The organism is Parasphingopyxis sp. (assembly GCF_052168295.1).
In the GTDB taxonomy this organism is placed as follows: domain Bacteria; phylum Pseudomonadota; class Alphaproteobacteria; order Sphingomonadales; family Sphingomonadaceae; genus Parasphingopyxis.
Genome location: NZ_JBQLZN010000077.1, coordinates 49,970 through 65,206, shown reverse-complemented (window position 1 = coordinate 65,206; position 15,237 = coordinate 49,970). Strand labels below are relative to the sequence as shown.

Genomic DNA, 15,237 nt, shown 5'->3' with positions numbered 1-15,237 from the left:
GATTGCCCTATCCTTCGCCCGGTGCAAAGGCCTCGCGCGCGTTCAGATCGTAGCGGCAACCCTCGTGCAGGATATCCAGTTTGAGCCCCAGCATGCCCAGCCCTTCCTTGCGGTTGGCCGCATGGGCAGATGAATATTTGAGATCCGCGCCGTCAACAATCGTCACGGTCCCGCTACCGACGATCTCCGCCACGCCGTCGGGATCGATAAAGGCACCCGTATCCTCGTCGATACCGATGCCGAGCAGAAACGGGTTGAGCGCGATCGCCGAAATTAGCCGGCCCAGCCGATAGCGTTCGGAAAAATGCTGGTCGATGACGCCCGCATTGGTGAGCCCGAGCCCGGGCGCCAGCACGGCGCCGCCTTCCGCCGGCCCAGCATCGCCCTCGCCGCCCGCGATCATATGCTCGGACATGATCGACGCGCCCGCCGACGTCCCGGCGATCGGCACGCCCTGCGCATTCACGCGCCGCAAGGTCTGCGCGACATCGGTGCCGCCGAGAATGGTGGACAGCCGCAACTGGTTGCCGCCGGTGATGAAGATACCCGTCGCCTGTTCGCAACTTTCGACATGCGCAGGATCGTTGCAGTCCTCACGCGTGGCGATCGGCATCGAGCGAACGGAAGCCGCGCCGAGCCCGTCGAAAAGTTCTTCGTAGAGCGGGCCGGTGCTTTCCAGCGTCGAAGCGGTGGGCAGGATCACGATCTCCGCCTTTTCGCCGCCGGCAATCTCGACAAAGCGGCTCAATACCGCCGGTTCGAGACCTTTATCCTCGCCGCCGCCGATGGGAATTATATAGCCGCGACGGTCTCCGTCGCTGACGGGCGCTGGACACATTCAGATATTCCTAACTGTCAAAACCTGTTGCGGCGCTGCTCAGCATCGCAAGTGGCGGCGAGTCAACAACTGGCTGCGCGCAATGACTGCATAACAAGACGAATATCGGCGCCGTAAACTTGCGGCATCGCCGGAATTTCGCGAGAGCATGGGCCACACGTCCTCGCGCCCGGCGGAGATGGGCCGTTCCGGCCATTCTGTTTTGGAAAACATAGTGTCGCACGCCTCGATCCTCTTCACGCTGCTGAGCTGCCTGTTCTTCATGGCGCTCGTCGGCTGGATCAGCTGGCTCAAGACACGCGGGACGGCGGATACAAAGGACGGCTATTTCCTCGCCGGACGGGGGCTCGGCGCGACGTTCATCGTCGGGTCGCTGCTGCTGACCAATCTCTCGGCCGAGCAGCTGATCGGCCTCAACGGCTCGGCCTATGGCTTCAACCTGTCGAGCATGGCCTGGGAGGTGACGGCCGCGGTTGCGACCATCGCGATGGCGCTGATCTTCCTGCCGCGCTATCTCGCCGGCGCGTTCACGACGCTGCCGGAATTCCTGAACGACCGGTTCGACCCGACGGTCCGGCGCATGTCGGTCATCCTGTTCATGCTCGGCTATGGCCTCGTGACGATTCCCTCGATCCTCTATTCGGGCTCGGTCGCCGTGCTGCAACTTTTCGACGTGCCGCGGCTGACCGGCCTCGACTATTTCCCGGCGCTCGTCGCGATGGTGGTGGTGATCGGCGTAACCGGCTCAATCTATGCGGTATTCGGCGGTCTGCGCGCGGTCGCGGTGTCGGACACGATCAACGGGATCGGGCTGCTGATCGTCGGCGTGCTCGTGCCAATACTCGGTCTCGTCGCGCTTGGCGGCGGCGATTTCGGCGAGGGACTGAACCGGCTGCTTACCGATCACCCCGACAAGCTCGATGCGATCGGCGGCCCGGAGGACCCGACGCCCTTCGGCACGATCTTTACCGGCATGATCTTCGCCAATCTCTTCTACTGGTGCACCAATCAGTACGTCATTCAGCGGACGCTCGGCGCGCGTTCGCTCGCCGAGGGGCAGAAGGGCGTGCTCTTCTCGGGCTTCTTCAAGGTGCTCGTGCCGTTCATGATGATGATCCCGGGCGTCATCGCCTTCCATCTCTATGGCCCCGGCCTCGGGTCCATCGACCAGGCCTATCCCCGGCTGATCCGCGACGTGCTGCCCGTCTATCTGAGCGGCTTTTTCCTCGCCGTGCTGCTCGGCGCAGTGTTCAGCTCGTTCAACTCGCTTCTCAACAGCGCCGCGACGCTGTTCAGCCTGGACGTTTACGCGCCGGCGCGCGGCGGGAAAGCGAGCGATGGCGAACTCGTGCGCGTCGCCAAGATCGCCAGCGTCGTCATCGCACTCTTCTCCTTCGCCGTCGCGCCGCTCCTCTACTTTGCGGCAGAAGGGCTATGGCAGGTGATCCGGATGTTCACGGGGTTCTACAATATCCCGACCGTCGTCATCGTGATCGTCGGACTGTTCACGCGGCGCGTACCCGCGCTCGGCGCCAAGCTGGTGATCGTCTTCCATGTTATCGCCTATGGCCTGCTGCGCTTCGTATTCGACGAGACGATCACGCTGCATTTCCTACATCAATATGCGATCCTGTTCGCGATCGAAGTCGCGATCATGCTGGCCTGCGGCCTCTGGCGGCCGCGCGCGGCGGCATGGTCGTTCACGCCGAACAGCCAGGTCGACATGACGCCGTGGTGTTTTACGAAACCGCTTGCGATCACGCTCTTCTCCTGCGTCGTCACGCTCTACCTGATCTTCTCGCCGCTCGGCTTCGCATCGGGCGCGGGGGCGACCGCGATGCTGCCGGTCCTGCTTGGAACGCTGGCGCTCGGCAACGGTACGATGTGGATCTGGGCGGCGCGACGCGCGGGGCCTATTTGATCAGCCCTATTCTACCAGAGAAGCCAATACCCGGCGCTGGCCTTCGAAAGGCCGGCGGCCGTGCATCACCAGGAAATTGTCGACCAGCGCGACATCGCCGGCCTGCCAGTCGAGATCGTAGGTCAGCGCGTCGGATAGCGCGATCGCATCGGCCATCTGTGCGGACGTGATCGGCGTGCCATCGCCGAAGGTGATCGCCTTGGAGGGGTCGTTACGGCTGTCCGACCAGCCGCGAAACGCGGCGATCAACTGGTTGAAAAAGGTCCGCCGGCCATCGGGCAGCGTCCGGACGGCGTCGAGCACCGGCGTGGTCGCGCGCAGGCTGTCATCGTCCCGCCATTCCCAATCATAGCCGAGCGCGCGCAGCCGCGCCTCGGCTGCATCGCGATCCTCGGCGCTCAGCGTGCTGCGCCAGCTGCGCCCCTGCCCCGATCCGGCGTCATCGTCGCCCGGCATCACATTGGTGTAGCGCACGCCTATCGCGGCGAAGTCGCCCACGAGATCGGGATCGGCCGCCGCCAGTTTGTCTAGCAGGATATCCGAGCGGCACAGCGGCGTCGCGCCGCCGCCGCCCGGTGCAATCTCGCAATAGAAGAAGAGCTTGCTCGGATAGACGGGCGTCTGTGCCATCTCGTGATGGAGATAGATGCTGGTCTCGGGCGGCGCTTCGTTCGCGGTGAAGACACGGTCGGTCACATTGACGCGCACCGCGTTGGAGAGCGATTCCGCATAGGGAAAGTTCGGTTCGTCATAGGCGATCACCGCCGCATCGAAAGCCTGCGCGTCGGGCACGTCGAAGCCGCGAAACAGGATCGCACCGCTCTCGGCCAGTTGCGCATCGATTCCGGATTTCCCAGCGGCGATATGGGCAGCGAGATCACCGGAGCCCTCAGTGATGGATGGAAAAGCGCTGTCGGTCATGGCCACCACCATAGCTAATCGTAGATCGGGTGGAAGCTGTTGAACGCGGCTTCCGTAAACACGCCGGGATCGTTGAAGCGGCGATTGGCGTTGAGTGCCGTGATCGCAGCCATCTCGTCCTCACTCAACGCGAAATCCGTGATGGCGAGATTTTCACGCATCCGCTCGGGCTTGCTCGTCTTGGGAATAATCGACGTGCCGCGTTGGATGCCCCAGCGTAGCACGATCTGCGCGGGTGTTTTCTCGTGCACCTCAGCCGCCCCGCGCACGACGGATTCCTCGAGGACGCTGTCACCCGCGCCGGCCATGTCGAGCTCGACATAGGAAAGAGCGCCGAGCGGCGAGAAGGCGGTGACATGAATGCCATAATCGCCAGCGAGCCGGACGAGCTTGTCCTGTGTCAGATAGGGATGGGCCTCGATCTGCAGCACGCTAGGCGCGATCCGGGCATAGCTCATCAGGTCGTGGACCAGGCCGCTATTGTAATTGCAGACGCCAATCTGCCGAACGAGGCTTTTCTCGACGAGTTGTTCCATCGCGCCCCAGGTCTTGTACAGCGGCACCGCGGCGCGCTGCATCGCCGGACTGTCGGCATCCGGATCGTGAATCCATTCGGGCGGATAGCGCGTCTCGATCGGGACGAACTCGAGCGCGATCGGGAAATGGATCAGATAGAGGTCGAGATGGTCGAGTCCGAGATCGGCGAGCGATTTGCGACAGGCCAGTTCGACATGCTCGGGCGCGTGAAAAGTGTTCCACAATTTCGATGTGATCCAGAGATCGTCGCGCGTCACCAAGCCCTGCGCGATGGCGCTCGCAAGACCCTTCCCGACGGCGGCTTCGTTGCCATAGTCGGCGGCGCAATCGAAATGGCGATAGCCCGCCCGAATCGCTTCGAGCACCGTCTCCTCGCAATCCTCCGGCGCGACTTTCCAGAGGCCGAAGCCGATCTGCGGCATGGTGTCGAGCGGCATAGATTCAGTCTCCGAAATCGAGAGGTACGGGCTGGCCGATGGCGATGGACTCCTGCGCAGCTGCGCCCATTTGCACTGAGCGCAGCCCGTCTAGCGCCGTGACGGTCGCCGGCTCGCCCGCGCACAGCGCCGCGTGGAAATCGCGGAGCTGAAAATAGGTCGCGCCGTGATGATAGCCCGCCGCCAGCGCATCGGGCGGCGTCGCCACGGTCTCGACGACGGGCCCGCTGCGGTCGCGCGGCGACCAGGTCACTTCGGCGGCCGGGATCTTCACCTCCAGCTTGCCCACCGGGCCGAGCGCATAGATATCCTCCTGCTGCTCGGAACCCTCGGCGAACATGCACAGATCGAGTATGGCGCGCGCGCCGCGCGCGAAATCGACAATCACATAGGCGTTGTCGAGAATGTCCGGCGTCTCGCCGTCATAGCGCTCGTCGAGATGGTTCACGTCCTGCGCGCCGCTTGCGAACACGCGCACCGGCTCGTCGCCGAGGATGTGGCGCATCAGATCGAAGAAATGGCAGCATTTCTCGACCAAGGTGCCGCCGGTGTTGCGGTTGAACCGGTTCCAGTCGCCGATCTTGGGCAGGAACGGAAAGCGGTGTTCGCGGATCGAGAGCATCTTGACCGGCCCCGTTCCGCCCGCCTTCACGCGCTCGATAAAGCGCGTCACCGGCGGCATGTAGCGATATTCGAGGCCGACCCAGAACAGCGGATCGTAATCGCGCTGGAGCGCCGCCAGCGTTTCGGCATCGGCAACCGTCGTGCACATCGGCTTTTCGAGCAGGATCGCCGCGCCGTGCTCCATCACCTGCTGCACGACGGCGAAATGCGTGTGATTGGGCGAGGCGATAATCACCGCGTCCGGCTGCACTTCGGCGAGCATCTTCGCGATCTCGGCATGGCAGGCGATATCCTGCCCCAGCGATGCGGCGAGCGTCTGCGCGAATTCGCGCGACGACGCATCGGGATCGGCGATGGCGACAAGCGCCGCGCCTTCAACGAGCGCGAGATTCTGCATATGCTCGCGCCCCATCATCCCGCAGCCGATGATCGCATAGGTTCGTTCCGCCGCCACTCCGCGCTTGTGTGTCGCGACACGAAAAAACACAAGATCGGACTGTGTGTGGCCGAACTCGTCGGAAACTTCGCGCGTCGGGCTTGCAGAGGAGCGCGGGAGGCGCAACTGTCGGCGGGCCTCAACCACGAACCAGGAGCCCTGCATTGCCCGACAACGCATTGGACATACAGCTGGACGATAGCGGCTCGAAGGGCCGCTATTCCGTAAAGATCGACGGAATCGACGAAGGGGCGGAGCTTACCTTTTCGCGCGCATCCGAGACGCTGGTGATCGTCGACCATACCGGCGTGCCGGACAGTTTGCGCGGCAGGGGGCTCGGCAAGGCACTGGCCGAGCGTGTCGTCGCGGATGCACGGGCCAAGGGATTCAAGATCATGCCGCTCTGCCCCTTTTTCAAAGCGATCGCGCAGAGAAATCCGGACTGGCAGGACGTCGTACAGGGCTGATGGCGGAGGATTTTTTGGCCATTCGCGAAGAGGTCGCGAAGCTCTGCGCGCAGTTTCCGGGCAGCTATTGGCAGGAGAAGGACAAGGCGCGCGCCTATCCCGGCGAGTTTGTCGAGGCGCTGACCGAGGCCGGCTATCTCGCCGCGCTGATCCCCGGAGAGTATGGCGGCGCCGGATTGCCGCTATCGGCCGCGGCCGCAATCCTCGAGGAGATCCAGTATCGCGGCTGCAATGGCGGCGCCTGCCATGCGCAGATGTACATCATGGGCACGCTGCTCCGCCACGGGTCGGACGCGCAGAAGCAACAGTATCTGCCGAAGATCGCAAGCGGGGAATTGCGGCTCCAGGCGTTCGGCGTGACCGAACCGACGAGCGGCACCGATACGCTCTCCTTGAAGACCGTCGCGAAGAAGGACGGCGACAGCTACGTCGTCAACGGCCAGAAGATCTGGACGAGCCGCGCCGAACATTCGGACCTCATGCTGCTGCTCGCCCGCACGACGCCGCGCGACGCGGTCGAAAAACGCACCGACGGGCTGTCCGTCTTCATCGTCGATATGCGCGAAGCGCTCGGTAACGGCCTGTCCATCAAGCCCATCGATACGATGATGAACCATTCGACTACGGAAGTGTTTTTTGACGATATGCGTGTGCCGGCGGCCAATCTGATCGGCGAAGAGGGCAAGGGTTTTCGCTACATCCTGTCGGGCATGAATGCCGAGCGCATCCTGATCGCCACGGAATGCATCGGCGATGCGCGCTTCTTCCTCGACAAGGCGACCGCTTACGCAAGGGAACGGCAGGTGTTCGGCCGCCCGATCGGTCAGAATCAGGGCATCCAGTTTCCGCTCGCCAAGGCCTATGCGCAGATGCGTGCGGCCGCGCTGATGGTCAACGATGCGCTTGCGCGATACGAAGCGGGCGACAATGCCGGGGCTGAGGCCAATATGGCGAAGATGCTTGCCGCCGATGCGAGCTGGGCCGCGGGAGAAGCGTGCATCCAGACGTTCGGCGGTTTCGGCTTCGCGGCAGAATATGATGTCGAGCGCAAATATCGCGAGACGCGCCTCTATCAGGTCGCGCCGATCTCGACGAACCTCATCCTCTCCTATCTCGCCGAACATGTGCTGGGCCTGCCGCGTTCCTATTGACCATAATTATTGAACGCAAACGTACATTTACTATTGCAGCCCGGCATCCGGCGTGACAATGTCCGCACCGAGTAGCGAGTTTCACCATGGGCGCCGGCGCTTGAAACGATTGTCGATCATTCCGATGCTGGCACTGGCCGCATGCGCGGATTTTTCGCCGCCTGAGAGCCTGCCCGCGCCGGTCACCGAACTTCCCGCCTCCTATGGTGAGGGTGCCGCAGATCAGGCGTCGTCTGCGCTGAACTGGTGGCACGATTTCAACGATCCGACGCTCAACCGGCTGGTCGACGAAGCGCTGATCGCCAATCTCGACATCGCCGAAGCCGCAGCGCGGGTCGAGGAAGCGCGCGCGCAAGCCCGGATCGCAGGCGCAGATCGCCTGCCGACGCTCAACGCTTCGGCCGGGGTCAATTATTCGGACTCGCCGCTCGCCGGCACGAATTTCGGTGCCATCGGCGGCGGGACGGGGCCGACGCGACTGACCAACGAAAGCTACACAACGGGGCTCAATTTCGCCTATGAGCTCGATTTCTGGGGCCGGGCGCGCAACGATGCGCGCGCCGCGCGCGCCGACCTTGTCGCCGCGGAGGCCGATCTGCGTACCGCCCGCCTCGGTGCGCTCGCCGAAACTATCTCGACCTATTTCGAGGTCGTCGACCTGCGCGCGCAGATCGCGCTGTCGGTCGCGACGATCGACATATTGCAGGATCGGGTGGAAAATACGGAGCGGCGCTACGACAGAGGCCTCGCCTCGTCCTTCGAACTCTACCAGATCCGGCAGGACTATCGGAACACGCAATCCGCACTGCCGCAGCGCGAGAGCCAGCTCGCCGCTGCGGAAGGGCGGCTGGCGGTGCTGCTCGGCCGCTATGCCGGAACGCTCCGGGCCGAGATGGGCGACGCGCTCGCCCCGCAGCTCGTCTTCACCGATATCCCGACCGGCCTGCCTGCGACGCTGCTCGCGCAGCGCCCGGACGTCGCGGCCGCCGGACAGCGGTTCGAGGCCGCGCGGTTCCGGGTCGGCGCGCGCCGGGCGGAAATGTTCCCCTCGCTCTCCCTGTCGGGCACGCTCGGCACGCAGGCGGGCGACGTATCGGGCGCGTTCGACATTCTCGACAATTGGGTGCTGAACCTCGGCGCCAGCCTCACCGCCCCGCTGTTCCAGGGCGGCCGCATCCGCGCCAATATCGACGTAGCCGAAGCCCGCTATGCGCAGCAGACCGCAAATTACGCCCGCACGGTGCTCACCGCCTATCGCGAGGTGAATGCCGCGCTCGAGGATTATGAAGAGCAGCGGCAACGCTATCAGCTGCTCTTCTCGCAGCTCCAGGAGGCCGATGCCTCGGCGAACCTGCAGGCCGAGCGCTATGCGGGCGGCGTTTCGGCCTTCACCGACTATCTCGATGCGCTGCGCAATCTCTATCAGGTCCGCTCCTCGCTTTCGGCGGCCGGCCGCGACGTCGCACTGGCGCGGCTCGCCGTGTATCGCGGGCTTGGCGGCGGCTGGACGGAGAGCGACGTCGTGCCCGAGGTGCCGCTTGTCGAGCACGCGGACGATGGAGAAACCGATGGCTAATACCCTCAGCGTCGCCTTATCCGGGGCGGAGACCGGCGCGTGACGCGTAACCGTCTCATAGCGCTCGCGATTATCGGCGGGGCGATAGCGATCGCGGCCTTGCTGATAGTCCTGCGCCCGTCGCCGGAAGAACGGCCGCCGGACCAGCGCGCACCGCTCGTCCAGACAGTGCCGGTCGACATTCGCACCGGGCGGCTGACGGTTGAGGGTTCGGGCACGGTGCAGGCGCGCGAGGAGCTGGTGCTCGCGGCCGAGATACCGGGCAAACTCGTCTATGTGAGCCCGAACCTTATTGAGGGCCGCGCGGTCAGCCGGGGCGAAGTGCTGTTCCGGATCGATCCGAGCGACTATCGCAACCAGGTCGCCACCGCGCAGGCCGATGTCGCGCAACAGGGCGTCGCGGTTCTCGAGGCGGAGGAGGAGGCCGCACTCGCCGAGCGCGAATATGCGCGCTTCCAGGAACGTGAGGCGAGGCGCGCGGCCAATCCGTTCGCGGGCGTCGATGCCGACGATTTCGCGGCCCAAATCCTGCCGCCCGCATGGCTCGCCGACGCGGCACAATCCGAAAGCGCCGAGGTGCCGAGCGAAGGGGCGCCGAATAGCCTGACACTGCGCCTTCCGCAATTGCAGGCCGCCCAGGCCGCTTTGCAGCGCGCCCGGGCCCAGCTCGGCGACGCGCAGCTCGCGCTCGGCCGCACGACGGTGCGCGCGCCGTTCGCGGGATTGGTGCGGTCGGAAAATGCCTCGCGCGGGAGCTATGTCTCGCCGGGCCAATCGCTGGCCGAGATCGTCGCGTCGGGCACGTTCGACGTCGTCGTGCCGTTGACGCAGCGCGAAGCCGCGCTCGTTCCCGGCCTGTGGGACCGTACCGGCGAACGCATCGAAGCGTCGGTGTTCGCCGAATATGGCGGGCAGCGCTATCGCTGGCAGGCCTATGTCGACCGCGCGGACCCGGTGCTGAACCCCGAAACCCGGACGATCGACATCTTCCTGCGCGTGCCCAATCCGATGCAGCGTGGCCGGCTGGCCGCTGAACAGCCGGACGGCGAGGCCGGCGTGGAGAATGCGGGCGCGGCGACCGGACCGCCGCTGCTCGTCGGCAGCTTCGTCCAGGTCGCCATCGATGGGCTGGCGCTTGAGCGTTATGCAGCGATCCCGATCGCGGCCCTCCGGCCGGGCAACGAAGTCTGGCTCGCGCGTGACGGACGCCTGCGCATCGTCGCGGTGGATGTTCTGCAACGCACCGATACCGAGGTCTTTATCCGCGCCGAACCGTTCGGAAGAGATGCGCAGGTCATCGTCGGCGACATCGGCGTTGCGACGGACGGCATGCGGATACGGACGGCTGACGATGCCGAGGACGAGGCGCAGGCCGACGAGGCGGAAGCCGAGCAGTGAGCCGCTTCGAACCGCCCGGCTCGAGCGATGTCGACTATACCAAGGGCGGCGGCGCGGTCGGCTATATGGCGCGCAACGGCGTCGCAGCCAATCTGCTCGCAGCGTTCCTGCTGATCGCGGGCCTGCTGTCCTACGGTACCATCGTCCAGGAAGTCTTCCCCGAAAGCAGCCTCGACACGGTGCAGGTCAGCGTCGTCTATCCGGGTGCGACACCCGAGGAGGTCGAGGAATCGGTCGTCCAGAAGATCGAGGAGGCCGTCGAGAGCGTCGAAGGCGTGAAGGAAATCCGCTCGACCGCGTCCGAGGGGCTGGGCAGCGTATCGGTCGAGCTCGAACTCGGGACCGAAGTCGCGCGGGCACTCGACGACATCAAGAGCGAAGTCGACCAGATCCAGACCTTCCCGGCCGATGCCGAGGAGCCCGATGTCCGCGAATTGACGACACGGCAGAGCGTCATCCAGATCGCGCTTTACGGCGATGTCAGCGAAAACGCGCTCAAGCGCCAGGCCTATCAGCTAGAGGACCAGCTCTCGGCGCTCAGCGAAGTCTCCTATGTCGAGACGAGCAGCGTACGCGACTATGAAGTGTCCATAGAAGTGCCGCAGGATACGTTGCGCGCCTATGGCCTCTCGCTGACCGACATCTCCCGCACCGTAGCCGCGAGCAGCCTCGACAGCCCGGCCGGCTCCATCGACACCGAGTCCGAAGAAGTCCGCATCCGCACCATCGGCCAGAATTACGGCCAGTCGGACTTCGAGGAGATCGTGCTGATCAGCCGGGCGGACGGCACGACCGTAAGGCTCGGCGACGTCGCGACCGTCGTCGACGCGTTCGAGGACAATGATCTGAGCGCCTTTTACAACGGCACGCCGGTCGCCTTTGTCGAGGTCTTCCGGACGAGCGACGAACGCGTGCTCGATATCGCCGAACAGGTCGAAACCTATCTTGCCGAAGAATTCGCGCCGACCCTGCCGGAGAACATCTCCTATGCGATCTGGGACGACGATTCGGAAATTTTCGAAGACCGGCTGAGCCTGCTCGTCAAGAACGCGGCGATCGGCCTCGCGCTAGTGCTCGCCGCGTTGACGCTCTTCCTCAATATCCGGCTGGCCCTGTGGGTCGCTTTCGGCATTGCGATCACCTTTGTCGGCGCGATCGCGGTCCTCGATACCGTGGGCTCAAGCATCAATATGTTCTCGCTGTTCGGCTTCATCCTTGCGCTCGGTCTCGTCGTCGACGATGCGATCGTCGTCGGCGAGAATATCTATGCCGAACGCGAACGGGGGAGGCGGGGCCTTTCCGCCTCGATCATCGGCGCGCGCCGCGTCACCATGCCCGTGATCTTCGCCGTGCTGACGACGGCCGCGGCTTTCTCGCCGCTGTTCGCGATCGGCGGCGTTTTCGGCAAATTGCTGTTCGATATCCCGCTCGTCATCGTGACAGTTCTCGCGCTGTCGCTCGTCGAGAGCCTGCTCGTACTGCCCAATCATCTCAGCCATTTGCCGCCGCCCGGCTATCAGTCGAAATCGCGCGTGACGCTGTTTTTCGATCGGCTGCAAAAAGCCGTGGACGAGCGTTTCCAGCGTTTCGTGGACGGCCCGCTCGACAAGGCACTCAACTTTGCCGTCAACGCACCCAGCATCATCCTCGCCGGAGCGGTTGCGCTCGTCATCGTGTTCATCTCGCTCGTCCCGGCCGGCATACTAAAGGTCGAGTTCTTCCCCAATGTCGAAGGGGATATCGTGCGCGCAACGCTCGAGATGCCGGCGGGCACGCCCGTCGAGCGCACCGAGGAAATCGCGCGCTTCATCGAGGCGCGCGGACGCGAAGCGATGGCGGAGATCGAAAGCGGCCGCGACGATGACGCACCCGATCTGACACGCGGCATCTTCACTACAGTCGGCCAGACGGCCGCTGGCGGCGGGCCGGAAGGCGGCAACAGCACGACCGGCGCCAATCGCGCTGCCGTGCAGTTCGCGCTGCTCCCTGGCGACGAGCGAGACGTATCGGCCGCGGCGTTCGAAGATGCCTGGCGCGATGCCGTAGGCCCCGTTCCGGAAGCACGCTCGCTGGTGTTCGCGTCCGACCTGTTCTCCGCCGGCGCGCCGGTCAGCGTCGAACTGTCGCATCCCGATACCGATACGCTGACGCGGATATCCGAGGATCTGATGCGCGATCTCGGGCGCTTCGAAGGGGTTTTCGATATCGAGACCGACCAGGATGCGGGGCTGCAGGAAATCCAGCTACGGTTGAAACCCGCAGCGCGAACGCTGGGCGTGACCCTGCAGGACGTTGCCGGACAGGTCCGCGCCGCCTTTTTCGGCGACGAGGCCGTGCGCGTCCAGCGCGGCCGTGAGGATGTCCGCGTCTATGTCCGGTTGCCCGAAAGCGAGCGCAACTCGATCGTCGATGTCGAACAGTTCCGAGTCCGCGTGCCAGGCGGCGAGGTGGCGCTGAGCGAAATCGCCGAGGTCTCTTTCGGCGAATCGCCGTCGGTCATCCGCCGCCAGGACGGGCGCCGTGTTGTCACTGTCAGCGCGAATGTCGATACGACGGTCGTCACGGGCCAGGAAATATCACGCCAGCTCGAGGAGAACGTCCTGCCGGCAATGCAGCGCGATCATCCGCAGCTATTGTTCGATTTCGGCGGCGAGCAGGCTGAACAGGAGGACAGTTTCGGCGATCTCGGCACCGCGTTCCTGGTCGCGCTGCTGCTGATCTACATTCTGCTGGCCGTGCCCTTCAAATCCTACGTGCAGCCGCTGATCATCATCGCCGCCATCCCCTTCGGCATCATCGGCGCCTTGATCGGCCATCTCATACTCGGTCTCTCGGTCGGCATATTGAGCATGTTCGGCCTGATCGGCCTGTCCGGCGTCATCGTGAACGGTTCGCTGATCCTCATCGATTTCATCAACGAGCGGCTCGAAGAGGGCGACGAGATCAAGACGGCGATCATCAGCGCGGCCAAATCCCGCTTCCGCCCGATCGTGCTGACGTCCGTCACGACATTTCTAGGCGTCGCGCCGATCACTTTCGAGACCAGCCTGCAGGCACAATTCCTGATCCCGATGTCGGCAAGCCTCGGTTTCGGCATCCTGTTCGGCACCGTCCTGCTGATGCTGCTCATCCCGGCACTCGCCATCCTCCAGCATCGCGCGACCGCGCGCATCAAGCGATTCCTCGCGCGGGGCGAACCGGAGCCGCAACCGGCAACGGGCTAGCGGCGTACCGACCAACCGTGCCATGATGCGTTGGGGAGTGGGCGGCATGATCAAGAAGATCCTGATCGGCATAGTGGCGATGGTCGTGATCGGCGGCGCTGTCGCCTGGTTCAACCGACAGGCTATCGCCCTGTTCATCGTCGCCAATACCGGCAAGGTCGACGTCGCCGAAAATCGCCCGATCGAATGGGAGACCGGCCCGGAGACAGCCGCGCTGCCGATCGAGGAGCGGCCGCCCAATATTGTCTTCATTCTCGCCGACGATCTGGGGATCAACGATATCTCCACCTTTGGCGGCGGGGTCGCGGGCGGGCGCGTGCCGACGCCCAATATCGACCGGCTGGCAGCCGAGGGCATGATTTTCGAAAAGGCCTATGCGGGTACGGCGAGCTGCGCACCGAGCCGGGCGATGCTGATGACCGGCCGATATCCGACACGGACCGGTTTCGAGTTCACGCCTACCCCCGACGGGATGGGCCGGATGGTCAGCCTGTTGGACGACACCGAGCGTTCGGGCCTGCCGCCCATCGAATGGGACAGCGCCCGCGCGGAGAGCGCGCCGCCCTATGCCGAGCAGGGACTGCCGCAATCCGAAGTGACGATCGCCGAAGTCCTCGGCGATGCGGGCTACCACACCGTCCATATCGGCAAATGGCATCTCGGGCGCGGCGCGGAATTCTCGCCCAACGCGCAAGGCTTCGACGAGAGCCTGTTGATGGCGAGCGGCCTGTTCCTGCCCGAAGACCATCCCGATGTCGTCAACGCGCGGCTCGATTTCGATCCGATTGACCAGTTCCTCTGGGCGCGCATGCAGTTCGCGGCTTCGTTCAACGGTTCCGAATGGTTCGAGCCGGGCGGTTATCTGACCGACTGGTGGACCGAGGAAGCGGTTCGCGTCATCCACGCCAACCGCAACCGGCCCTTCTTCCTCTATCTCGCGCATTGGGGTGTCCACACGCCGCTCCAGGCTACACGCGAAGACTATGAGGCGGTGGGTGATATCGAGCCGCACCGGCTGCGCACCTATGCCGCGATGATCCGCGCGCTCGACCGTAGCGTCGGTGCGATCATGGACGAGCTGGAAGCGCAGGGCCTCGCCGACAATACGATCATCGTCTTTTCGAGCGACAATGGCGGGGCTGGCTATGTCGGCCTGCCGGATATCAACGCGCCCTATCGCGGCTGGAAACTGACCTTTTTCGAAGGCGGTATACGCGTGCCGCTCTTCATCCGCTGGCCAGACCGGATTGTCGCCGGCAGCCGAAGCCCCATGCCCGCCGCGCATATCGACCTGATGCCGACGCTCGCGTCCGCGGCAGGTGCGCCATTGCCCGAAGGCGTCGAAATAGACGGCATCGACCTGCTATCCGAAGACGCGGCCAGCCGCCGGCCCGATGATGCCATCTACTGGCAGAGCGGCTATTATCGTGTCGTCCGGCAGGGCGACTGGAAATTGCAGGTGAGCGAGCGCCCGGATCGGGTTTGGCTATTCAATCTTGCCGACGACCCGACCGAGCAGACCAATCTCGCCCGGCGCCACCCCGCACGGGTCGCACAGATGCGGGCCCTGCTCGACCGGCACCGCGAGGGCGCGCGCCCGGCGCTCTATCCCTTTGTGATCGAGGGCCCGATTGCGGTCGACCGTACGCTGGCCGAACGCGCCGAAGCGGGCGACGAGATTATCTACTGGCCGAACTGATCCCGGAA

Annotated in this window: 11 protein-coding genes; 7 read left to right on the top strand and 4 right to left on the bottom strand. The window is 64.4% G+C overall.

Annotation, left to right across the window (positions count from 1 at the left end):
• Positions 1 to 7: 7 nt before the first annotated feature.
• Positions 8 to 838, bottom strand: a complete 831-nt coding sequence (locus ACTS1Z_RS12270; RefSeq protein WP_442624757.1) for a cyanophycinase — start codon at positions 836 to 838, stop codon at positions 8 to 10.
• A gap of 214 nt (positions 839 to 1,052) precedes the next feature.
• Between ACTS1Z_RS12270 and ACTS1Z_RS12265 the strand changes: the two genes are divergently transcribed.
• Positions 1,053 to 2,759 (top strand): solute:sodium symporter family transporter, encoded by a 1,707-nt coding sequence (locus ACTS1Z_RS12265; RefSeq protein ID WP_442624756.1) that lies wholly within the window; start codon positions 1,053 to 1,055, stop codon positions 2,757 to 2,759.
• 6 nt (positions 2,760 to 2,765) lie between these two features.
• Here ACTS1Z_RS12265 and ACTS1Z_RS12260 read toward each other — a convergent pair whose 3' ends face one another.
• From ACTS1Z_RS12260 to ACTS1Z_RS12250, 3 genes are read right to left on the bottom strand one after another with little or no spacing between them, the layout of a single operon-like run.
• Positions 2,766 to 3,680, bottom strand: coding sequence for a TauD/TfdA family dioxygenase (locus tag ACTS1Z_RS12260; RefSeq protein WP_442624755.1), 915 nt, complete (start codon positions 3,678 to 3,680; stop codon positions 2,766 to 2,768).
• A 14-nt stretch (positions 3,681 to 3,694) separates the two neighbouring features.
• Positions 3,695 to 4,654, bottom strand: a complete 960-nt coding sequence (locus ACTS1Z_RS12255; protein WP_442624754.1) for an aldo/keto reductase — start codon at positions 4,652 to 4,654, stop codon at positions 3,695 to 3,697.
• A 4-nt stretch (positions 4,655 to 4,658) separates the two neighbouring features.
• The gene (locus ACTS1Z_RS12250; protein WP_442624753.1) at positions 4,659 to 5,732 is read right to left on the bottom strand and encodes a Gfo/Idh/MocA family protein; all 1,074 of its coding nucleotides are present in this window, start codon (positions 5,730 to 5,732) and stop codon (positions 4,659 to 4,661) included.
• Between the two features lie 146 nt (positions 5,733 to 5,878).
• Here ACTS1Z_RS12250 and ACTS1Z_RS12245 point away from each other — a divergent pair, with 146 nt between their 5' ends.
• From ACTS1Z_RS12245 to ACTS1Z_RS12220, 6 genes are all read left to right on the top strand, one after another.
• Positions 5,879 to 6,181 (top strand): GNAT family N-acetyltransferase, encoded by a 303-nt coding sequence (locus ACTS1Z_RS12245; RefSeq protein WP_442624752.1) that lies wholly within the window; start codon positions 5,879 to 5,881, stop codon positions 6,179 to 6,181.
• Positions 6,181 to 7,332, top strand: coding sequence for an acyl-CoA dehydrogenase family protein (locus ACTS1Z_RS12240; RefSeq protein WP_442624751.1), 1,152 nt, complete (start codon positions 6,181 to 6,183; stop codon positions 7,330 to 7,332). Before ACTS1Z_RS12245 ends, ACTS1Z_RS12240 begins: the two co-directional genes overlap by 1 nt.
• 100 nt (positions 7,333 to 7,432) lie before the next feature.
• The gene (locus ACTS1Z_RS12235; RefSeq protein WP_442624750.1) at positions 7,433 to 8,908 is read left to right on the top strand and encodes an efflux transporter outer membrane subunit; all 1,476 of its coding nucleotides are present in this window, start codon (positions 7,433 to 7,435) and stop codon (positions 8,906 to 8,908) included.
• 39 nt (positions 8,909 to 8,947) lie between these two features.
• Positions 8,948 to 10,306 (top strand): efflux RND transporter periplasmic adaptor subunit, encoded by a 1,359-nt coding sequence (locus tag ACTS1Z_RS12230; RefSeq protein WP_442624749.1) that lies wholly within the window; start codon positions 8,948 to 8,950, stop codon positions 10,304 to 10,306.
• Entirely contained in the window at positions 10,303 to 13,530 is a 3,228-nt protein-coding gene (locus ACTS1Z_RS12225) for an efflux RND transporter permease subunit (RefSeq protein WP_442624748.1), read from the top strand. The genes ACTS1Z_RS12230 and ACTS1Z_RS12225 overlap by 4 nt, the downstream gene beginning before the upstream one ends.
• 46 nt (positions 13,531 to 13,576) lie before the next feature.
• Positions 13,577 to 15,229 carry a sulfatase gene (locus tag ACTS1Z_RS12220; RefSeq protein ID WP_442624747.1) on the top strand — a complete coding sequence of 551 codons (1,653 nt, stop codon included), beginning with the start codon at positions 13,577 to 13,579 and terminating at the stop codon, positions 15,227 to 15,229.
• The last annotated feature ends 8 nt before the right edge of the window (positions 15,230 to 15,237 follow it).

Excerpts from the sequence above, each read along its gene's own strand:
- ACTS1Z_RS12270 (WP_442624757.1), bottom strand. The coding sequence starts at position 838 with ATGTGTCCAGCGCCCGTCAGCGACGGAGACCGTCGCGGCTATATAATT.
- ACTS1Z_RS12260 (WP_442624755.1), bottom strand. The coding sequence starts at position 3,680 with ATGACCGACAGCGCTTTTCCATCCATCACTGAGGGCTCCGGTGATCTC.
- ACTS1Z_RS12255 (WP_442624754.1), bottom strand. The coding sequence starts at position 4,654 with ATGCCGCTCGACACCATGCCGCAGATCGGCTTCGGCCTCTGGAAAGTC.
- ACTS1Z_RS12240 (WP_442624751.1), top strand. The coding sequence starts at position 6,181 with ATGGCGGAGGATTTTTTGGCCATTCGCGAAGAGGTCGCGAAGCTCTGC.
- ACTS1Z_RS12220 (WP_442624747.1), top strand. The coding sequence starts at position 13,577 with ATGATCAAGAAGATCCTGATCGGCATAGTGGCGATGGTCGTGATCGGC.